This is a genomic window from Roseateles aquatilis, from assembly GCF_002205645.1.
GTDB classification, from domain to species: Bacteria; Pseudomonadota; Gammaproteobacteria; order Burkholderiales; family Burkholderiaceae_C; genus Roseateles; species Roseateles aquatilis.
Map to the genome: position 1 here is coordinate 64,878 of NZ_NIOF01000014.1, position 18,920 is coordinate 83,797.

Genomic DNA, 18,920 nt, shown 5'->3' on the forward strand with positions numbered 1-18,920 from the left:
GGGCTCAGAGCATGCGGTGCTGCTTGAGGTAGGTCCCGACCTCACGATAGGTCGCGTCCTCGCCGGCGTACTTGACGACGTTGCGCACCGTGCGCAGCCACTCCAGCGTCGACGGCGTCTGAGACCCCAGCGCCGCCTCGAAGTCGGCCATGCGCAGGCCGCGCTCGTCGCCGTCCAGGCTGTCCAGCAGCGCCGATTCCTTGGCCAGCTCGATCAGCCCGTCGATGTCCGCGCCCGAGCAATGCGGCGTGCGCTCCGCCAGCCGGCGCAGGTCCAGCGCCTCGGTCGGCACGCCGGTGAGCTTGATGCGCAGCATCTCCTCGCGTGCCGGCGCGTCCGGCGGCGACACGAAGATCTGCCGCGCGAAACGCCCCGGCCGCTTCATCGCGTCGTCCACGTCCCACGGCATGTTGGTCGCCGCCAGCACCAGCACGCCCTGGTTGTCCTTGCCCAACCCGTCGAGCTGGGTCAGGAACTCGTTCACCACGGTGCGGGTGCTGGCGCTCGACGCCTTGGAGCGCGCGTAGGCCAGCGCGTCCAGCTCATCGAAGAACAGCACGCAGGGCGTCTGGCTGCGCGCCCGCTCGAACATGGCGGCGAGGTTGCGTTCGCTCTCCCCCTGCCACATGGTGAGGATGTCCGAGACGCCGACCGAGATGAACTCGGCGTCGCACTCGTTGGCGACCGCGCGGGCCAGCATCGTCTTGCCGCAGCCGGGCGGGCCGTACAGCAGGATGCCGCCGCCGCTGTTCATCCGGAAGCGCTGGAACAGCCCGGGCTTCAGGAAGGGCTCGATGATCTTGAGCCGGATCGTCTTCTTCAGCGCTTCCATGCCGACGATGCTGGAGAAGCGGACCTTCTCCTGCGCCACCTGCTGGATCGCGGCGACCCGCGCCGTGGTGCCGGCGCCGACCAGTTGCAGGCGCGGCGCGTCCACGGGCGCGGGCGGCCGGGGCTCACCCTGCGCCACGGGATCGGCCGGGTCCGCCGCCAGATCGGACGGGATCGATGCGACCGGCGCGAGGTGGCCGCGCGCCGGATTCGCGTGCGCCGCGAGGTCTTCCAGCGTCGCCTCGGGCTCGAAGGCCGGTGCCCGGCGCGCACGCATGTAGAGGTCCAGCGCGGCGGCCGGATCGGCGGCCAACCGGCACAGCGCCTGGATCACCAGCGTCGTGGCGTCGTCGGGCCGCTGCTGCGCCAGCAGCCCGGCCTGCACGTCCGCCTCCTCCTGCCGCGACGAGGCCAGCAGCGCCCGCGCGTAGCGGGCCCGCAGCCCGTGGTCGAAAGGCGCCTTCAACAGCGCCTGCTCAAGTTCCTGCATCGCGAGATTCCTGTCCGACGGCCGCTCAACGCGCGGCCCAACGCCGCACCAGCGGCGGCACGACCCAGCTGTAGACCACGTAGCCCAGCCAGACCGCCAAGAAAAGGCCGGTCCAGTCCGGCGCCCATTTCTCCAGCCCGCGACTGATCGCGATCCCGCTGATCCACAACGCCACCGCGGCATGCCAGCCCCAACGCTGCAACGGCCACAGCGGACGCATCGCCCAATGGACTTCACCGGCCAGCGCCCGCACGCGGCCGAGCGCGAACGGGTCGTCGGGCTGCGAGCGCAGCAGGTCCTTGGACAGGCGGTAGGCCTCGCGCAGCCGGCCTTGCTCGATCAACGCGTTGATGACCAGATGCAGCGTGGCGCGGCTGTCCGGTGCGTCGATCAGTAAGCGCCGCAAGGCGTTCGCGTCGCCGGCGGTCCCACCCGATCGGCCGGATCGGCCCACCACCAGGTCGCACAGCGCCGCGACCTGCAGCACGTCGCGACTGTCCGGCGCCAGACGCAGCGCCTCGGCGATCAATCCGCGGGCCTTGTCGAAATTCAAGGTGCGCAGCATCAGGCGCGCATAACTGGCGTAGAAGCCCGGCGCGCCGGGGCACTCGCGGATCAGCTCGATGATCACGGCCTCCGCCTCGGCCAGCTCGCCCACGCTGGTCAGCACGTGGAACAGCAGGTAGCGGCCCTCGAAGTGCGACGGCTGCTTCGCCATCACGTCGCGCAGCAACTGCAGCGCGGCCAGCTCGTCGTCCTGCGCATACCGCGTGCGGGCGAGCTCGGTGAGCAGGTCCAGGTTGTCCGGCTCCAGCTTCAGGCCCTCGCGCAGCACCTCCTCGGCCGATTTCCAGCGGCGGCGCTCGATCAGCTCCTCGGCACGGGCCAGCAGTTGCCGCGCATCCGGCGGCGCCGCGGGCCTGCCGGCCAGGTCAACGGCGCCAGCGGCATCGAGGGCGCCGGGATCGATGGGATCGCTCACGGGCGGCCTCCGAATCTGGACAACATGTAGCTCACGAAGCCGGCCACGATCACCATGGCCAGGCAGGACAGGAAGGCGTTCTCGGACTTGAGGCCCATCATCTCGGCCGCGCGCCGCTCGCGGCGATGGCGATGGATGGAGGCCAGCGCGCCCAGCAGCGCGATCAGCGTGACCCAGGTCGACGGGCCCGACTTGCCCAGCAACGCCATGCAGGCGTCGCGCAGCGGCGCGCCCACGGACAACCACGGCAGCACCGCCAGGCCCAGCGAGGCGACGGCCAGCAGCGCGAAGAAGACGCCGTCCTGGCGCCAGCGCCGCATGCGATGGATGCTGCCGGTCAGGCAGAACAGCATGGCCAGCGGGCCGCCGAAGAAGGCGGTGAGGAACTGCGCCTGCGAGGAAAACGGCGCCTGCGCGGGCGCCTCCTGGACGGACAGGCTGGGACGGAGCAGGTGCTCGATCGAGGGTTCGGACATCGGGACGGATCTCGTTCTTGTCTGCGCCGGCGTCCTCCCCAGGCCGCCATGAAGAAGCGCGGGCGGATTGTGCCCTCGGGTCGCGACGTCCGGCCACCCGCGCGGACCCTCGCCCGCGCGCCGCGCACGTCAGGACAGCAGTTTCACCACCATGTCCGGATGCAGCGGCCAGCCGCCCAGCCCGGCCAGGCCCATCACCACGCCGAGGACCGTCGGCACCATCGCCGCCGCGTACAGCCACCACATCTGCGTCAGCGCGGTGACCGCCAGCATCGCGATCGCGATGGCCAGCAGCGCGTCGGAGAGGTCGAACTGGTCGTCGCGGTAGTTGAGCGCGTCGTAGCGCCGCTGGTCCTCTTCGGCCGCGCGGCGCAGCTCGTCCTTCTTCCTGCCCTGCTCCTCGGCCAGCGCCTTGTAGCGGGCGATCGCCTGCTGGTAGCCCTCGGCCGCCGACGCGGGCGCGCCGAGGGCCTGCAGCTCCAGCTGCGTCAGCGTGGCCCTGGCGACTTCCTCGCGCGCGTTGCGCGCCTGGTAGAAGGACCAGTGATCGAGCTTGTCCGCCTGCGCCTGCTGCATCGCCTGGCCGATGTTGTCGTCCTTGATCTTGCAGATGCCCATGAAGGTCGCCAGCAGCGCCACCGTCAGCGCGACCGCGACGTTCAGCCGCGTCTGCGACGGCGGCGCCGACTCGGGCAGGTCGTGGACCTGACGGGCGCTCTCGATGAGTTCTTCGGGGTCGATGTCCATCGGTATGAAGGCGCGAAGCCGTGAAGGCGTAGAGCCAAGAAGGCGTGAAGGCGCGGATCGTGAAGCGGACACGCGCGCGATCGGGAACGAGGCCCGAAGGCCGAGGCAGTCTAGCGCCCCCGGCCGCGCGCCGACTCAGAGCCCATCCACCCGCGCCAGCGCCGCCACCAGGTCCGACTGCGTCAGGATGCCCACCAGCCGAGCCTCGTCGCCGACGATGGGGATGTGGTGGTGGCCAGTGGCCGCGAACATCGGCACCAGGTCCGCCAACGGCCGATCGGCGCTGGCCACGCGCACCTGCCGGCTCATGATCTGGCCCACCACCTCCGCCTTGTCGCTGCGCGTCGACGGCGTCGGCTGCAGCAGGCGGCGCAGCCGGGCGGGCCACTCGGCATGCACGTCCAGCGCGGCGCCGCGCATGAAGTCCGCCAGCGTCACGATGCCGACCACCCGCCGCGCGCGATCGACCACCGGCAGCGCCTTGACGTGGTGCTCGCGCAGCAGCATCCAGGCCTCCTGCAGCGGCGTGCCCCACTCGACGACCTTCACGTCGCGGGACATCACGTCCGCGCAGCGCAGCGTCGTCAGGCGACGGCGCGCGGCCAGCAGGCCGGCCTGGTCGACGATGGCGCGCAGGTCGTCCTCGGGCACGTCGATGACCTGGTTGTAATGCGCCAGCACGGTCTCGAGGTCCGCGCCGCTGAAGGCCGGCGCCGCGCCCGGTCCGGGCCTGGCGGTCGCGGCCGGCGTCGGCGGCGCGGCCACCTGGGGATGCGGGTACCTGCGCCCCGTCATGCTGTTGTAGACCATGCCCGCCGCCACCATGAGCAGCGAGTTCAACAGCACCGGGTCCAGCGCGAATTCCCAGTCCCGCACGCCCGCCAGCACCATCAGCAATGCCGCCGCGCCGCCCGGCGGATGCAGGCAGCGCAGCAGGAACATCACGCCGATCGACGTGCCGACGGCGACGGCCGCCGCCAGCTCCGGCACGCCGCCGAAGAGGTGCACGCAAGCGACGCCGACCAGCGCCGACGCCGTGTTGCCCATCACCACCGCCCACGGCTGCGCCAACGGACTGGCCGGCACGCCGAACACCAGCACCGCGCTCGCGCCCAGCGGCGCCACCAGCCAGGGCACGCCCGGCGCGTGGCGCGACAGCAGCTCGGTCAGCAGCGCCGTCAACAGCAGGCCCGCCGTCGCGCCGGCCACGACCCGCAGGCGCTCGCGCGCGTCGATGCGCATCGGCGCCGGACGCAGCGCCTGCAGCCAACGCCGGAACGCGGCCGTCACGGTCGAGACCAACGCCGCGATCGCTTGCGAGATCACTTGCGCTGCCTGGCCTTGCGGCGCAACGGCCCGGGATCGCGCAGCGCGACGTCGGGCACGAACATCTCCATCACCCGCAGCTGCTTGCCATGCCGGGTGAAGACCGAGTTGCGCGACCACTGCATCAGCGCCGGCGCCTCGGTGCCGGTGGCCTCCAGCCATTGCTGCCGCATCTGGCGGTGGGTGGCGCCGTGGCGCGTGACGCGGCGCGGCTGAAGCTCGCTGCGATGGATGCGGGGATCGTCGTAGAGCAGATGGCCCAGCGGCCGGCTGCCCAGTCCCTTCACCGCCTTCCACGGACCGGTCAGCGCATGGCCGTGCACGGCGGAGCGCGCCCACACCAGCGGGACGCCGTCGACACGCAGCAGCACCTCGCGCACCACCGTCAATCCTCGCGCCGGCAGGCCCAGCGCCGCGCGCTCCTGCGGACGCAGCGGCGCGACGGTCTGGCGCAGCACCTGCACCTCGTAGCGCACGCCGGTCGAGGCCAGGCGCTTGCTCAGCGAGCCCGGCGCGCGCAACCACGCGCGCAAGCCCCAGCGGTCGACGATGCCCATCGGTGGAAGTGGTCGGAAGTCGTGAGAAGTCGCGAAGAGCGCTCGGAACGCGCCGCTCAGGCGCGGCCGAACTCGTCGCCCAGCTCGCGGGCGCGGCGATGCGCGGCCTGCACCGCGCGCTCGACCGCGGCGCCGACGCCGTCGGCCTGCAGGCTGGTGATCGCGGCGTGCGTGGTGCCGCCCTTGGAGGTGACCTTCTCGCGCAGCGCCGTCGGCGACTCGCCGGACTGCAGCGCCAGCGCCGCGGCGCCGCCGCAGGTGGCCAGCGCCAGTTCGCGCGCCTGCGGTTCGCTCAGGCCCAGTGACCGCGCGGCGGCGACCATGTGCTCGACCAGGTAGAAGAAGTAGGCCGGGCCGGAGCCGGACAGGGCCGTGACCGTGTCCAGGTCGCCCTCGGCGTCGACCCACACCGTGCGGCCGGTCGGCGCGAGCAGTTGCTCGACCAGCGCGCGGTCATCCGCCGTGGCGGCGTCGCGCGCGAAGAGTCCGGTGATGCCCTGCCCGATCAGCGCCGGCGTGTTGGGCATGCCGCGCACGACGCGCGCCGTGCCTGTCGCCGCGCTGATCGCGTCGCTGCGCAGGCCGGCCATCACTGACAACTGCAACGCGCCGCCGACATGCGGCGCCGCCGGCGCGGCGGCCTCGTGGAAGAGCTGCGGCTTGACCGCCCACACCACCGCCCTGGCGCGCGCGAGCGAGGCATCGGCCGCGGCGAGCGGACGCACGCCGTGCTCGGCGGCGAGGCGCTCGCGCTGCGCCTCGAAGGGTTCGACCACCAGCAGGTCCTCGGCCGGATGACCCGCGCGGCGCAGGCCGCCCACGATGGCGCTGGCCATGTTGCCGCCGCCGATGAATGCGATGCAGGAACTCATGGGCCGGCAGTGTAGCCCTGGGCCCGTCGCATCGAGGCGCACAGCGCGCCCAGCATGGCGATGGCCGCGCGCTGCCGCTCGTCCATCGGAATGCCGGCGTTGATGCGCAGGAAACCGTCGAAGCGGTCCGAGTTGGAATACATCCATCCCGGCGACAGCCGCAGGCCCTTGTCCAGCGCCGCGTCGAACAGCGCCATCGACGACAGGCCCTCGGGCAGCTCGACCCACAGGTTCATGCCGCCCGCGGGGACGCTCAGGCGCGTGCCCGCGGGCAGGTGGTCGGACAGCGCCTGCGCCATCAGCTCGCGCTGCGTCGCCAGCCGGGCACGCAGCGCGCGCAGGTGGCGGTCCATCTGCCCGGCGCCCAGGAACTCGGCGACGACGGCCTGCCCGAGCATCTCGTTGGGTCGGCTCTGCGCGTACTTGAGGATCTCGACGCGCGCGTGCCAGCGGCCCGCCGACATCCAGCCGATCCGCATCCCCGGCGCCAGCGTCTTGTGCAGCGACGAGCAGAAGATCACCCGCCCCGTCGTGTCCCAGGACTTGATCGCGCGCTGCGGCGTGTCGCACAGCAGCGCGTAGGTGTCGTCCTCGATCAGCGCCAGGTCGCGCGCCTCGCAGCACGCCAGCAGCGCCTGCTTGGCCGCGTCCGGCATCACCGCGCCGAGCGGGTTCTGCAGGTTGGGCACGACGACGACCGCCTTCAGCCGCGGCTCGCGCGCCGCGGCGGCTTCCAGTGCCTCGACGGACAGGCCGGTGTGCGGGCTGGTGGGGATCTCCAACGCGCGCAGCCCCAGGCTTTCCAGGATCTGCAGCAGGCCGTAATACGTCGGCGACTCGACCGCCACCGCGTCGCCCGGCTGGGTCACGGCGCGCAGCGAGATGCCGAGCGCCTCGGTGCAGCCGTGGGTGATGAGGATCTGGTCCGGCCCCAGCTGGATCCGCGCATCCAGGGCCAGCCGCGCCAGCGCGACGCGCAAGGCCACGAGCCCGCGCGGGTCCGGCGGCGTGCCGAGGATCTCCGGCCGGCGACGCAGCAGCCGCTGTGCCTGCAGCGACAGCGCGCGGATCGGATACATGGTCGGATGCGCGCAGGCGCCCGACAGGTTGACCGGCACGTCGGTGGCGAGCCCGCGGGTGAGGATGTCCGAGATCCGCTCGTGGACGCCGACGAACCGCGCCGGATCGGCCTCGGTCTGGCGCGGCTCGGCGGCGCGCGCCAGTCGCGTGGCCCGCGGCGGCCGCACGAAATAGCCGGCGCGCTGCCGCGCCTGCAGCAGGCCCTGGCTCTCCAGCAGCCGGCAGGCCTGCAGCGCGGTGCTCAGGCTGACGCGGTGCAGGCCCATCAACGCGCGCACCGACGGCATGCGGCTGCCCGGCGGCATGGTGCCCGCGGCAATCGCCTGCCGGTAATGCGAGGCGACCTGCGCGTAGAGCGGATCGGCGGAGACGGCCCCGCGCGCGGCCGTGGGCGCGGCATCGGAAGCGGTCTTGGCGGTGGCCCGCGCATCGAGCCCGGGCGCGGGGGAGGTCATGTCCATGGCGGCGATTCTGCGCCGCATCACCACGCCGGCACCGCAACAGCGGACCGTCCGTCGATACGGAACAGCGCGGGTCGCACGCCTGTTATGGGGAACAAAACGGCCCGCTGTGCCTGTTCGCGCCGGCGGTGGATCGGAACACTGGTCGACATCGACATCACGTCTCCTCCCGTCCCGGCAACGGCAACGGCGATGGCAGTCCATGTCCAAGCCGAAGCCGAAACCCAGACCGGTGCCAGTGCCGGTGCCGCGATTGATTCCGACGGTCCGCGAGGACCGCCCGCCACACAGAGGCGCCCTCCCGGGCGAAGCCCCCATGCTCCTCGAAGCCGTCCTGCGTTTTCTTCCGTCCGTGCTGCTCCCCACGCGGAGCCGCGTCCTGAGGCCGCCGCCGGACCTGGCCGATCTGGCGCTGGCGCCGGGACAGTCCACGCTGCTGCGCCTGGTGCGCGGCACCGTCGTGCACGTCCACGCCGGCGAAGCGTTCGTCGAGGACGCCCCGCGCCTGTGGGCCGATCACGCCTGGCCACAAGCGCGGCGGCTGCGTGCCGGCGAGGCGTGGGTCGTGCCGCGCACCGGCTGGTGGCGGCTCGACGGCCTGGCCGCGCGCGGCGGCCCGTGCCAGATCAGTGCACGCCCGCCAGCAGCGCCGCGTTCCCGCCCGCGGCGGCCGTGTTGATGGTGAGCGTCTGCTCGGCCACGAAGCGGTAGAGCTGGCGCGGGTCGGCGATCTCGGCCGCCGAGATGACCGGCAGGATCGCGCCGTCGCGGGCGGCCAGCTCGCGCTGCGCCGCGCGCTGCAGCGAGGCCGGTGCCACGACGCCGGCCAGTTGACCGGCGCGCAGCACCGCGCCGATCCGGTCCGCTGGCAGCAGGCCGATCGCCGCCGCCGCCACGCCGCCGCGCATCAGCGCGTTGCGCAGTTCCTGCGCCGTGTCGCCGCCGCCGACCACCACCGCCGCGTTGCCCGCCACCAGCGCCGCGCCCAGCGCCCGCGCCAGGTCTTCCGGCGCCGCCCCCTGCGCCAGCACCGCGATCACGCCGCGGCCATGCAGGCGCAGCTCGTTGCTCTCACCGGTCGGGCCGGGCAGCGACAGGTCGACGAGCGCGCGTCGCGCGGCGCCGGCCAGCGTGCGCCAGGCACCGGCCACCGTCGGCGATTGCCCGGCCGCCGAGCGCTCCAGCGCCGCGGCGCGGTCCTCGACCGGACGCGCGGCCCACGCCTCATGGGCAGCGAACAGCGCCGACAGATCGGCCCCCGCGTCGGTCGTCGCCAGCGAGGGCGCCTCGGCGGGCGCCTCCACCACCGGCTGCGCGACGAAGCGAAGCAGGTAGTGCGGACCGCCCGCCTTGGGGCCCGTGCCGGACATGCCTTCGCCGCCGAACGGCTGCACGCCCACCACCGCGCCGATGATGTTGCGGTTCACGTAGACGTTGCCGATGCGGGCCTCGGACGCGAGACGCAGCGCGCGGCTGTCGATGCGCGTCTGGATGCCCAGCGTCAGGCCGTAGCCCAGCGCGTTGATCTGGCGGACCACGCCGTCCACGTCGCCGTTCCAGCGCACCACGTGCAGCACCGGACCGAAGGTCTCCTTCTTCAGCGCCGCGATGGCCGGCAGCTCGACCGCCACCGGCGCCAGCAGGCGCGGGCAGGCGTCGGCGGGCGTGGCCTCGGCGATCAGCGCGGCCTCGCGCTTCAGCCGCGCGACCTCGGCGGAGACGGCCTGGAAGGCCTCGTCGTCGATCAGCGGACCGACGTCGGTGGCCAGGTCGGCCGAGTCCCCGACGCGCAGCTCCTTGACCGCGCCGCGCAGCATCTCGACGACGCCGTCGGCCACCGCCTCGTGCACCGCCAGCAGCCGCAGCGCCGAGCAGCGCTGGCCGGCGCTGCGGAAAGCCGACTGCACGACCGCGTCGATGACCTGCTCCGGCAGCGCCGTCGAGTCCACGATCATCGCGTTCAGCCCGCCCGTCTCCGCGATCAGCGGCAGCGCGGCGGCGCCGGGCTTGCCCGCCAGCTGGCGATTGATGATCTGCGCCACCTGCGTCGAGCCGGTGAAGCACACGCCCGCCGTCGCCGGCGACGCGACCAGGCGCGCGCCGACCGTCTCGCCCCGGCCGTGCAGCAGTTGCAGCGCCTCGGCCGGCACGCCGGCGGCATGCAGCAGCGCGACGCACTCGCGCGCCACGACCGGCGTCTGCTCGGCCGGCTTGGCCGCGACCGCGTTGCCCGCGGCCAGCGCCGCCACCACCTGGCCGGCGAAGATCGCCAGCGGGAAGTTCCACGGCGAGATGCAGACGAAGACGCCGCGCCCGTCCAGCGCCACGCCGTCGGCCGCCAGACGCTCGGCCTCGTCGGCGTAGTACCGCATGAAGTCGATGGCCTCGCGCACCTCGGAGATCGCGTCGCCGAAGCTCTTGAAGGCCTCCTTCACCAGCAGCGCGCAGTACTGCGGCAGCTGCGCCTGCAGCGCGTCGGCGGCGCGGCGCAGCACGGCGGCGCGTTCGGCCACCGGGGTCGCGTTCCAGACCGCGAAGCCGCCCTGCAGGCGCGCCATCGCGGCGTCGACCGCCTCGGACGACGCCTCGACCATCGCCGGCACCTCGCAGGTGGACAGCGCGTCCAGCAAGGGCCGGCGCTGCTCGGGCACCGCCAGGTCCAGGCCCGACGAGTTGTCGCGGCCACGGCCGGCGGCGTCGCGGTACAGATCCACCGGCAACGGCAGGCTGGACACGTCCTGGATCAGCGTCAGCGGCGAGGCCAGCAGCTCCTCCGGAGCGACCGTCGGGTCGGCCAGTTGATGGACGAAGGACGAGTTGGCGCCGTTCTCCAGCAGGCGGCGGACCAGGTAGGCCAGCAGGTCGCGGTGCTCGCCGACCGGTGCGTAGACGCGGCACAGGATGCTGCCGTCCTTGAGCACCTCGCGGTAGACGCCCTCGCCCATGCCGTGCAGGCGCTGCATCTCGAATTTCGCGCCGAGCGCGCGCGCCATCTGCAGGATCGCGGCGATCGTGCCGGCGTTGTGGGTGGCGAACTGCGGATAGATGACGTCGTGGTGCTGCAGCAGCGCCCGCGCGCAGGCCAGGTAGGAGACGTCGGTGTGCGGCTTGTGCGTGTAGACCGGATAGCGGGACAGGCCCTGCTCCTGGGCGCGCTTGATCTCGCCGTCCCAGTACGCGCCCTTGACCAGGCGCACCATGAAGCGCAGCCCGTGCTTGCGCGCGATGTCGGCGACCGCCTCCACCACGTCGCGGGCCCGCGTCTGGTACGCCTGCACCGCCAGGCCGAAGCCGCGCCATTGCGGGAAGTGCGTCGCGATGCGCGCCGCCAGCGTGTCCAGCAGCGCCAGCGACAGCTCCAGGCGGTCGACCTCCTCGGCGTCGATGGTCAGGTTGATGTTGGCCTGCGCCGCCTTCTCGATCAACTGCCACACGCGCGGCAGCAGCTCGGCGTAGACGCGGTCGCGCTGCAGCACTTCATAGCGCGAGAACAGCGCCGACAGCTTGATCGAGATGCCGTCGCTGCCTTCCGGCGACTCGGCCTTGCGGCCGGCCGCGATGGCGGCGATCGCGTTCAGGTAGGAGGCCTGGTAGCGCTCGGCGTCGCGCTCGGTGCGGGCGCCCTCGCCCAGCATGTCGTAGGAGAAGCGCAGCTGGGCCTGCGCCTTGCGCGCGGCGTCGGCCTCCTTCATCGCCTCCTGGATGTTGCGGCCGAGCACGAACTGGCGACCCAGCAACTGGATCGCGCGCACCGTCGCGGCCACCACCGTCTGCGCGCCCAGGCGCTTCATCAGGCCGGAGTCCGCCTCGGCGTCCGGCAGGAATTTCTTGGACAGCGAGATCGCGCTCGCCGCCAGCCCGGCCAGCATCTTGTGCGGACCGTCGGAGCCGCCGTCGAAGTCGGCGCGGCCGAGCTGGTCGGCCGTCAGCGCGATCGCGGTCTCGGCGTCGGGCACGCGCAGCAGGGCTTCGGCCAGGCGCATCAGGGCCAGGCCCTCGGCGCTGGTGATCGGGTACTCCCGCAGCAGCGATTCCATCGCCCAGAACGGCGCCGGATTGGCCCGCACCTGCCGCACCCACGGCCGCGCCTGATCGATCGCGGCGGACCAGTTCAGCGACTGCAGTTGCGCGGCCAGGGTCCGCACCAGCGGGAGTTCCTCGCGATACGGGTCCGGCAGGCGAGACGTTTCCGGCGGCAGGGGGAAGGCGGTCATGGAGATCCTCGGATGTTCGAGCCAGAGGCGCCCCCCTAGCGAGTGGCGGGAGTTTAGAAACTATGCGACCAAATTAAACTCCAATCTTTCGAGCATCTCCCGAATGGAATCCAGCATGAGCAGCCTCGAGGACCTGGACAAGATCGATCGGCGCATCCTGGGCCTGTTGCAGCAGGACGGGCGCATCAGCAACCTCAAGCTGGCCGAGGAGGTGCAGATGTCCGCCACCGCGGTGCTGGAGCGCGTGCGGCGCCTGACGCGGGACGGCTTCATCCTGGGCTACGAGGCGCGGCTGAACCCGGCCAAGCTGGGCGCGCAGATGCTGGTGTTCATCGAGATCCTGCTGGACCGCACGGTGCACGACGTCATGGACAACTTCCGCGCCGCGGTCCAGGCCCGGCCGGAGATCCTGGAATGCCACCTGGTGGCCGGCGGCTTCGACTACCTGCTCAAGACGCGGGTCTCGGACATGGCGGCCTACCGCGAGTTCATCGGCGCCGTGATCTGGACCCTGCCCGGCGTGCGCGAGACGCGGACCTACGCGGTGATGGAGGAAGTCAAGAACACCACCGCGTTGCCGCTCTGAGCGCGACGCGGCCGGACGCCGCGGGCGGCGAGCAAGCGGCGCCGGGTCGACGGCGGCCGGTGGGCCGCGCGACCGTGCGATGCACACACCGCCGGCCCGGACAAGGGATTTCAAGGGGGACATGTCCTCCCCCGTCGGCCCCTCCATCTGCGGGCTGCCGGACGGCGCGCGACAGGATCACAGTGGAGCGCCCTCCCCGCAGTTCCCGGAGCCCCCGAGATGAAGTACCGGTCTCAGTCCATCCAGCAGCCACCGCGCGCCCAGTCCAGGCGGCAGGCGGGCGGCGACGGCCCGTTGGGCGAGGGCGGCGCGGGCCGCTCCGCCCACAGCGGTTACGGCAACTTCGGTGGCGGCTACGACAGCGTGCTGCCCACCGGCTTCGCCGATTCGGGCAGCAGCTTCGGCGACAGCGGCTTCGGCGCCGAGCCGCGCCCCCGCCGCACCGCGACCGGCCCGGTGGAGAGCTGGCACGACTCCAGCTACATCCTGCGTCGCGGCCTGGAAGTGCGCGAGCTCAGCGCCCGCGAATGGCGGCTGTGGGTCAGCGAGCCTGCGCCAACGCCAGCGCCTCGGCGGCGCGTCGATGGAGCTGATGACGTGTGAACGGCGCCGGGCGACCCGAGAGCTTCAGGCTGAGCGCCGTCACCCACTGGTGACTGCGCGTCGGCGGGCTGATCCACGGCGCGGCGCTCAGCACGCCGGCCATCAGGATCGCCAGCATCGCGCCGCGGCGCAGCGCGCGGGCCGGCGCGGCATCGGCGCCCTCCCCGAGCCGGGCCGCACCGGCCGAACCGGCAGAGCCGGCCGGCAGCAACGACCGCAGCGATGCCGAGAGCGCCTCGCCGAACGGCGCGGCGAGCGCGAACAGGCTGGCGCCCGCGCCGAGCAGGAAACCCAGCAGGGCCTCCGAGGGCGAGTGCGCTCCCACCGGCAGGCGCGAGTAGGCGATGCCTGCCGCCAGCCCGTAGGCGAGCAACAGCCCGGCCGCGCGCCAGCGCGCCGAGGCGCAGGCCTGCAGGCCCAGCCAGGCCAGCAGCGGCAGCACCGAGGCGGCGCTCATCGCGTGGCCGGAGAAGCCGGTGAAGTCCCAGTCCGCGCTGCCGATGCCCCAGCCCATGAAGGCGACCTTGGACGCCAGCGTGAGGCTGACCGCGGCGACGAAACCCAGCAGCCAGCGGCGCGCGACGCCGCGCTGCGCCGGGCAGGCCCACAGGCCCATCAACGCGACGGCGGCCAGCGGCGCGAGCAATTGCACCTCGCCCAGGCGGGTGAAGAGGAACCAGAACTGCGGAATCGCCGAGAGGGTGGAATCGGAGTGAACAACCATGCGGACAGCTTAAAGGCGCGCCCGCCGCGCCGCGGCAAGGACGGCGCGGCCGGAAGGCCGGGAAGTGCAACGAATGCCGCAGTCTTCCACCGTCGTGTGAGCCGAGGATGAGCGTGGCGTGAGGCGTACGCCAAGGCCGCGTGAAGCCGAGCGGAGCCGGTCGCGTGGGTCGCGTGGTCGCGTGGTCGCCCAGGTCCGCCGGTCCGCCGGTCCGCCGGTCCACGGGTCCACGGGTCCATGGGTCCATGGGTCCACGGGTCCACGGGTCCATGGGTCGCATGAGCCGTGAGCCGTGAGCCGTGAGCCGTGAGCCGTGAGCCGAGGGTCGCGTAAACCGCTCCAGGCAACGCGAGGCGCACCCGGTTGACCGGTGCGCGGCGGCGGGGACGTCAGGCCAGTTGCAGCCGCTTGGCGGGCGCGCGGCGCAGCGGCTCCGGCGGCGGGATGACGACGAAGTCCTCGGCCGGCATCGGGCGGCCGTAGTACCAGCCCTGCGCCCAGTCGCAGCCCTCGCGGCGCAGCCACTCGGCCTGCTCGATCGTCTCGACGCCCTCGGCCAGCACGTCCAGGCCCAGGCTGCGCGCCAGCACGATGACGGTGCGCGCGATGGCGGCGACGTTGGCGTCGCTGCCGAGCTCGCTGACAAAGCTGCGGTCGATCTTGAGCGTGTTGACCGGCATGCGCTTCAGGTAGGCCAGCGACGAGTAGCCGGTGCCGAAGTCGTCGATGGCGATGCGCACGCCGCGCTTGGCCAGGCGGGTCATGAGGCTGATGGCCTGCTCGGCGTCCTCCAGCAACAGGCTCTCCGTCACCTCCAGCTCCAGCGCGCTGGGCGGGCAGCCGGTCTCGGCCAGGATGTAGTCCAGCGTCTCGATGAAATCGGGCTGGCGCAGCTGCCGGGCGGAGACGTTGACGGCCACCTGCTGCGGCTTGCCCTCCTGCCCCTGCCAGCGCGCCACTTGCGCGCAGGCCTGCTCCAGCACCCAGCGGCCGATCGGGATGATCAGGCCGGTCTCTTCCGCCAGCGGGATGAAGTCGGCCGGGGAAATGGGCCCGCGCGTCGGATGGCGCCAGCGCAGCAGCGCCTCGGCGCCGATCAGCGCGCTGTCGCTCAGGCGCACCTGCGGTTGGTACTCGATGCGGAACTGCGCCGCCTCGTTGGCCAGGCGCAGCGCGTGCGTCAGCTCGAAGCGTTGCTGCACCGCCTGCGTCAGCTCCGGCCGGTAGGCCTGCACCGAGCCGCGCGCCTGCAGCTTGGCGCGGCACATGGCGACCTCGGCGTTGCGCAGCAGCTCGTCGACCTGCATGCCGTCGGCCGGGAACAGCGCCAACCCGACGCTGGCGCCGACGTTGAAACGGTGGTTGTCGATCACGATCGGCTCGTCCATCGCCTGGATCAGGCGATCGCCGAGCCGCATCGCGGTTTCCTCGTCGACCAGGCCGGACAGCACGACGACGAACTCGTCCGCGCCCACGCGCGCCACCGAGTCGCTCAACCGCGTCACGTTGGCGAAACGCGCCGCCGCGGTCAGCAGCACCTGGTTGCCGGCGGCGTGGCCGGCGATGTCGTTGACGTCGCGGAAGCCGTCCAGGTCGATGTAGAGCACCGCGACGCAGGTGTGCTCGCGCTGCGCCACGCCGATCTGGCGCGAGATGCGGTCGCGCAGCAGCGCCGCGTTGGGCAGGCCGGTCAGGCCGTCGTGCAGCGACTGGTGCAGCAGCTCGGCCTCGGTCTGCTTAATGCGGGAGATGTCCGTCAGCACGCTGAGGTACTGGACCTGCTCCGGGTCGCCAGACGGCGACGGCACCTTCACGAAGGTGGCCCACATCGGGATCGAGTCGCCGCTCTTGTGGCGCTCGGTGACCTCGCCGCTCCACTTGCCGGTGGCCTCGACCTGCGCCCAGAGTCCGCGCAGCTTCTCGGGGTCCTGCTCGCCCTCGCGCAGCAGCAGCGGGCGCTTGCCCAGCAGCGTCTGCCGGTCGTGGCCGACCATCGCGGTCAGGGCCGGATTCACGTCGCAGATGCGCAGCTGGTGGTCGATGACCATGATGCCCTCGCCGCAGTGCTCGTACACCGTCGCGGCGCGGCGGGCGGCCTCGGTGGCGTGCTGCAGCTGCGTCACGTCGCGGGCGATGGCCACCTGGCCCAGGTACTGGTCGTCGTCGTAGACGCGAGCGCTCAGCACGTCCAGGCAGCGGCCGCCGTCGGGCGCGTCGGCGCCGGCGCCGTCCTGCCAGGTCAGGGTGCGGCCGTCGGATTCGGTGTCGACCCAGCCCGGCGGATTCGGCAGGTCGGCGTCGCGGCGGCCGATGAGTTCTTCCTCGGTCAGGCCGATGGCGCGCTCGAATGCCGGGTTGCAGCCCTCATAGGCGCCAGTGGCGTCCTTGAAATACATCGGATCGGGGATCGCGTTCAGCAACGCGCTGAGGCGGGCGCGCTCGCGGCGTTCGCGCTTGAGCTCCTCGCGGCGGCGCTTCAGGCGGCCGCGCTGCTGGACGAACAGGCTGACCATCACCCCCAGCGTCACGCCGCCGATCACGCAGCCGGCGCCCAGCCAGAACACCGTGCTGCCCTTGGCGAAACCCTCCGTCACCGCCGCGGCGGCGGACGCGGTGGACGCGGACAGGCCCGCCCATGCCGGGGTGCTCAGGCACGCAGGCAACAGCGCGGACGCGGTCAGGTATCCCCAACGACGGTTCATGCGACGACGCATGGCTCACCCATGGTTTTTTTGGATGTGGGGGGGCAACAGCTGGCCCCTGGTCGGCAGTCCGCGGGTGGCGGACGGTCCCTCTCGCTCGACCTTCGGAGTATCGAGGCCGGGCTTGAGCCCTGACCAGGGTTTACAGGGAGGCTGCCAGGCGCGTTCCCTGCAGGATTGCACGCTTTGCGTCCAATTCTTTGGCTTCGAGCGAACCGCCGAGCAGGTGCACCGACCGGCCCGCGGCGCGCAGCGGCGCCTCCAGCTCGCGCAGCGGTTCCTGGCCGGCGCACAGCACGATGCTGTCGCACGGGATGTGCTCCGGATCGGTGCGGTCTTCGCCCCGGCTGATCCACAGCCCCTGCTCGTCGATGCGTTCGTAGTGGACGCCGCCGATCATGCGCACCTCGTGCATCTTGAGCGCCGCGCGATGGATCCAGCCGGTGGTCTTGCCCAGGCCCGCGCCGAGCTTGCCCTCGCGGCGCTGCAGCAGCGTGATCTCGCGCACCGGCGGCGCGGGCTGAGGCTTGAGCAGCCCGCCGCGCGTGTCGGCCGGATCGCCGACGCCCCAATGCTTGCGCCAGGCCGGCGCGTCCAGCGCCAGCGAGTGGCCCTGCTCCAGCAGGAACTCCGACACGTCGAAGCCGATGCCGCCCGCGCCGATCACCGCGACACGGCGCCCCACCGGCTTCTCGCCACGCAGCACCTCGACATAGGACAAGACCTGGCCCCGCGCCACGCCTTCGGCCTGGCCGGGGATGCGCGGGTCGCGCGGCGCGACGCCGGTGGCGAGCAGCACCTCGTCGTAGTCCATCAGCTCGTCGGCGCCGACGCGGCGGCCCAGCCGCGGCGTCACGCCCAGCCGTTCGAGCCGGCGGCGGAAGTAGCGCAGCGTCTCGTGGAACTCCTCCTTGCCGGGGATCTGCTTGGCGAGGTTGAACTGGCCGCCGATCTCCGTGGCGCCGTCGATCAGCGTGACGTCGTGGCCGCGCTCGGCCAGCGTGGTCGCGGCGGCCAGCCCGGCCGGTCCCGCACCGACGACGGCGACGCGCTTGCGCAGCCGCGGCGCGGCGATGGGCTCGATGCGCAGCAGCGTCTCGTGGCCGGCGCGCGGGTTGACCAGGCAGGACGCGATCTCCTGCTTGAAGACGTGATCCAGGCAGGCCTGGTTGCAGGCGATGCAGGTGTTGATCTCGTCGCCGCGCTGCTCGGCGGCCTTGCGGACGAAGTCCGGATCGGCCAGCAGCGGGCGCGCCATCGACACCATGTCGGCGGCGCCGTCGGCCAGCACGGCCTCGGCCACCTCCGGCGTGTTGATGCGGTTGCTGGTGATCAGGGGGATCGTCAGGCCCTCGGCGCGCAATTGCTCGCGCAGCTTGCGGGTCACCCAGGCGAAACCGGCGCGCGGCACGCTGGTGGCGATCGTCGGGATGCGCGCCTCGTGCCAGCCGATGCCGGTGTTGATCAGCGTCGCGCCGGCCTTCACGACCGCGCGCGCCAGCTGCAGCACCTCGTCCCAGTTCCCGCCGTCGGGGATCAGGTCCAGCATCGACAGGCGGTAGATGATGATGAAGTCCGGGCCGACCGCCTCGCGCATGCGGGTCAGGATCTCGACCGGCAACCGCATGCGGTGCGCGAAGTCCCCACCCCACGCGTCGGTACGGTGGTTGGTGGCCGCGGCCAGGAACTGGTTGATGAAGTAACCCTCGGACCCCATCACCTCGACACCGTCGTAGCCGGCCTCGCGCGCCAGCGTGGCGCAGCGGACGAAGGCGCGGATCTGGCGCTCGATGCCGCGCTCGCTCAACGCGTGCGGCGTGAACGGCGAGATCGGCGACTTCAGCGCCGACGGCGCGACGCTGAACGGGTGGTAGCCGTAGCGGCCGGTGTGCAGGATCTGCAGCGCGATCTTGCCGCCCTCGGCGTGCACCGCCCGGGTGATGGGCTGGTGGCGCCGCGCGGCGCCGCCCGTCATCAGCGTGCCGGCGAAGGGCTTGGTCCAGCCGGCGATGTTGGGCGCGTAGCCGCCGGTGACGATCAGGCCGACGCCGCCCCGCGCGCGCTCGGCGAAATAGGCCGCCAGCCGGTCGACATGGCGGCGCGAATCCTCCAGCCCGGTGTGCATGCTGCCCATCAGCACGCGGTTCTTCAGGGTGGTGAACCCCAGGTCCAGGGGCGACAGCAGCTGTGGGTAGGCGTTCATCGCGCGGATGCTAGCCCCGGGCGCCCCGGTGCGATTAGAGAGCGAACACCAAGCCGGACGCCCCGT

At 72.4% G+C, this 18,920-nt stretch carries 15 protein-coding genes; 3 read left to right on the forward strand and 12 right to left on the reverse strand.

The features are described 5' to 3' along the window. Window positions 1-4: 4 nt before the first annotated feature. The 8 genes from CDN99_RS23050 to CDN99_RS23080 all read right to left on the reverse strand — a co-directional run bounded on the left by CDN99_RS23050 (window position 5) and on the right by CDN99_RS23080 (window position 7,822). On the reverse strand, window positions 5-1,321 hold the full coding sequence (locus CDN99_RS23050) for an ATP-binding protein (protein WP_158218932.1): 1,317 nt from the start codon (window positions 1,319-1,321) through the stop codon (window positions 5-7). A 25-nt stretch (window positions 1,322-1,346) separates the two neighbouring features. After that, window positions 1,347-2,303: a tetratricopeptide repeat protein gene (locus CDN99_RS28765; protein WP_158218933.1), complete on the reverse strand. Its 957-nt coding sequence runs from the start codon at window positions 2,301-2,303 to the stop codon at window positions 1,347-1,349. Beyond that, window positions 2,300-2,779 (reverse strand): hypothetical protein, encoded by a 480-nt coding sequence (locus CDN99_RS23055; protein WP_088387230.1) that lies wholly within the window; start codon window positions 2,777-2,779, stop codon window positions 2,300-2,302. Before CDN99_RS23055 ends, CDN99_RS28765 begins: the two co-directional genes overlap by 4 nt. Window positions 2,780-2,908: 129 nt before the next feature. After that, the gene (locus CDN99_RS23060; RefSeq protein WP_088387231.1) at window positions 2,909-3,526 is read right to left on the reverse strand and encodes a DUF4337 domain-containing protein; all 618 of its coding nucleotides are present in this window, start codon (window positions 3,524-3,526) and stop codon (window positions 2,909-2,911) included. A 135-nt stretch (window positions 3,527-3,661) separates the two neighbouring features. After that, window positions 3,662-4,768 (reverse strand): HPP family protein, encoded by a 1,107-nt coding sequence (locus CDN99_RS23065; RefSeq protein ID WP_088387324.1) that lies wholly within the window; start codon window positions 4,766-4,768, stop codon window positions 3,662-3,664. Between the two features lie 80 nt (window positions 4,769-4,848). Further along, window positions 4,849-5,409, reverse strand: a complete 561-nt coding sequence (locus CDN99_RS23070) for a chorismate--pyruvate lyase family protein (protein WP_088387232.1) — start codon at window positions 5,407-5,409, stop codon at window positions 4,849-4,851. 56 nt (window positions 5,410-5,465) lie between these two features. Continuing rightward, window positions 5,466-6,281 (reverse strand): pyrroline-5-carboxylate reductase, encoded by an 816-nt coding sequence (gene proC, locus CDN99_RS23075; protein ID WP_088387233.1) that lies wholly within the window; start codon window positions 6,279-6,281, stop codon window positions 5,466-5,468. Further along, window positions 6,278-7,822, reverse strand: coding sequence for an aminotransferase-like domain-containing protein (locus CDN99_RS23080; protein ID WP_238139670.1), 1,545 nt, complete (start codon window positions 7,820-7,822; stop codon window positions 6,278-6,280). The genes proC and CDN99_RS23080 overlap by 4 nt, the downstream gene beginning before the upstream one ends. A 316-nt stretch (window positions 7,823-8,138) precedes the next feature. Between CDN99_RS23080 and CDN99_RS23085 the strand changes: the two genes are divergently transcribed. After that, window positions 8,139-8,501, forward strand: a complete 363-nt coding sequence (locus tag CDN99_RS23085; RefSeq protein ID WP_088387234.1) for a hypothetical protein — start codon at window positions 8,139-8,141, stop codon at window positions 8,499-8,501. On the opposite strand, the gene CDN99_RS23095 is transcribed toward CDN99_RS23085, so the two are convergent. Then, window positions 8,449-12,036, reverse strand: coding sequence for an L-glutamate gamma-semialdehyde dehydrogenase (locus CDN99_RS23095; RefSeq protein ID WP_169727058.1), 3,588 nt, complete (start codon window positions 12,034-12,036; stop codon window positions 8,449-8,451). The two genes, CDN99_RS23085 and CDN99_RS23095, sit on opposite strands and share 53 nt — an antisense overlap. Window positions 12,037-12,151: 115 nt before the next feature. Here CDN99_RS23095 and CDN99_RS23100 point away from each other — a divergent pair, with 115 nt between their 5' ends. Next, window positions 12,152-12,622, forward strand: a complete 471-nt coding sequence (locus tag CDN99_RS23100; RefSeq protein ID WP_088387328.1) for an Lrp/AsnC ligand binding domain-containing protein — start codon at window positions 12,152-12,154, stop codon at window positions 12,620-12,622. Window positions 12,623-12,841: 219 nt separating this feature from the next. Continuing rightward, window positions 12,842-13,225 carry a hypothetical protein gene (locus CDN99_RS23105; RefSeq protein WP_088387235.1) on the forward strand — a complete coding sequence of 128 codons (384 nt, stop codon included), beginning with the start codon at window positions 12,842-12,844 and terminating at the stop codon, window positions 13,223-13,225. On the opposite strand, the gene CDN99_RS23110 is transcribed toward CDN99_RS23105, so the two are convergent. The 3 genes from CDN99_RS23110 to CDN99_RS23120 all read right to left on the reverse strand — a co-directional run bounded on the left by CDN99_RS23110 (window position 13,164) and on the right by CDN99_RS23120 (window position 18,854). Then, window positions 13,164-13,949: a phosphatase PAP2 family protein gene (locus CDN99_RS23110; protein ID WP_238139671.1), complete on the reverse strand. Its 786-nt coding sequence runs from the start codon at window positions 13,947-13,949 to the stop codon at window positions 13,164-13,166. The two genes, CDN99_RS23105 and CDN99_RS23110, sit on opposite strands and share 62 nt — an antisense overlap. A 389-nt stretch (window positions 13,950-14,338) precedes the next feature. Beyond that, window positions 14,339-16,651 carry a sensor domain-containing protein gene (locus CDN99_RS23115; RefSeq protein ID WP_158218934.1) on the reverse strand — a complete coding sequence of 771 codons (2,313 nt, stop codon included), beginning with the start codon at window positions 16,649-16,651 and terminating at the stop codon, window positions 14,339-14,341. A gap of 142 nt (window positions 16,652-16,793) precedes the next feature. Beyond that, the gene (locus tag CDN99_RS23120; RefSeq protein WP_088387237.1) at window positions 16,794-18,854 is read right to left on the reverse strand and encodes an NADPH-dependent 2,4-dienoyl-CoA reductase; all 2,061 of its coding nucleotides are present in this window, start codon (window positions 18,852-18,854) and stop codon (window positions 16,794-16,796) included. Between the last annotated feature and the right edge of the window lie 66 nt (window positions 18,855-18,920).

Coding starts and splice junctions, on each gene's coding strand:
- CDN99_RS23070 (WP_088387232.1), bottom strand. CDS start 5,409: ATGGGCATCGTCGACCGCTGGGGCTTGCGCGCGTGGTTGCGCGCGCCG.
- CDN99_RS23085 (WP_088387234.1), top strand. CDS start 8,139: ATGCTCCTCGAAGCCGTCCTGCGTTTTCTTCCGTCCGTGCTGCTCCCC.
- CDN99_RS23050 (WP_158218932.1), bottom strand. CDS start 1,321: ATGCAGGAACTTGAGCAGGCGCTGTTGAAGGCGCCTTTCGACCACGGG.
- CDN99_RS23060 (WP_088387231.1), bottom strand. CDS start 3,526: ATGGACATCGACCCCGAAGAACTCATCGAGAGCGCCCGTCAGGTCCAC.
- CDN99_RS23065 (WP_088387324.1), bottom strand. CDS start 4,768: ATGCGCATCGACGCGCGCGAGCGCCTGCGGGTCGTGGCCGGCGCGACG.
- CDN99_RS23055 (WP_088387230.1), bottom strand. CDS start 2,779: ATGTCCGAACCCTCGATCGAGCACCTGCTCCGTCCCAGCCTGTCCGTC.
- CDN99_RS23095 (WP_169727058.1), bottom strand. CDS start 12,036: ATGACCGCCTTCCCCCTGCCGCCGGAAACGTCTCGCCTGCCGGACCCG.
- CDN99_RS23100 (WP_088387328.1), top strand. CDS start 12,152: ATGAGCAGCCTCGAGGACCTGGACAAGATCGATCGGCGCATCCTGGGC.
- CDN99_RS23080 (WP_238139670.1), bottom strand. CDS start 7,822: ATGGACATGACCTCCCCCGCGCCCGGGCTCGATGCGCGGGCCACCGCC.
- proC (WP_088387233.1), bottom strand. CDS start 6,281: ATGAGTTCCTGCATCGCATTCATCGGCGGCGGCAACATGGCCAGCGCC.
- CDN99_RS23105 (WP_088387235.1), top strand. CDS start 12,842: ATGAAGTACCGGTCTCAGTCCATCCAGCAGCCACCGCGCGCCCAGTCC.
- CDN99_RS23110 (WP_238139671.1), bottom strand. CDS start 13,949: ATGGTTGTTCACTCCGATTCCACCCTCTCGGCGATTCCGCAGTTCTGG.
- CDN99_RS23115 (WP_158218934.1), bottom strand. CDS start 16,651: ATGAACCGTCGTTGGGGATACCTGACCGCGTCCGCGCTGTTGCCTGCG.
- CDN99_RS23120 (WP_088387237.1), bottom strand. CDS start 18,854: ATGAACGCCTACCCACAGCTGCTGTCGCCCCTGGACCTGGGGTTCACC.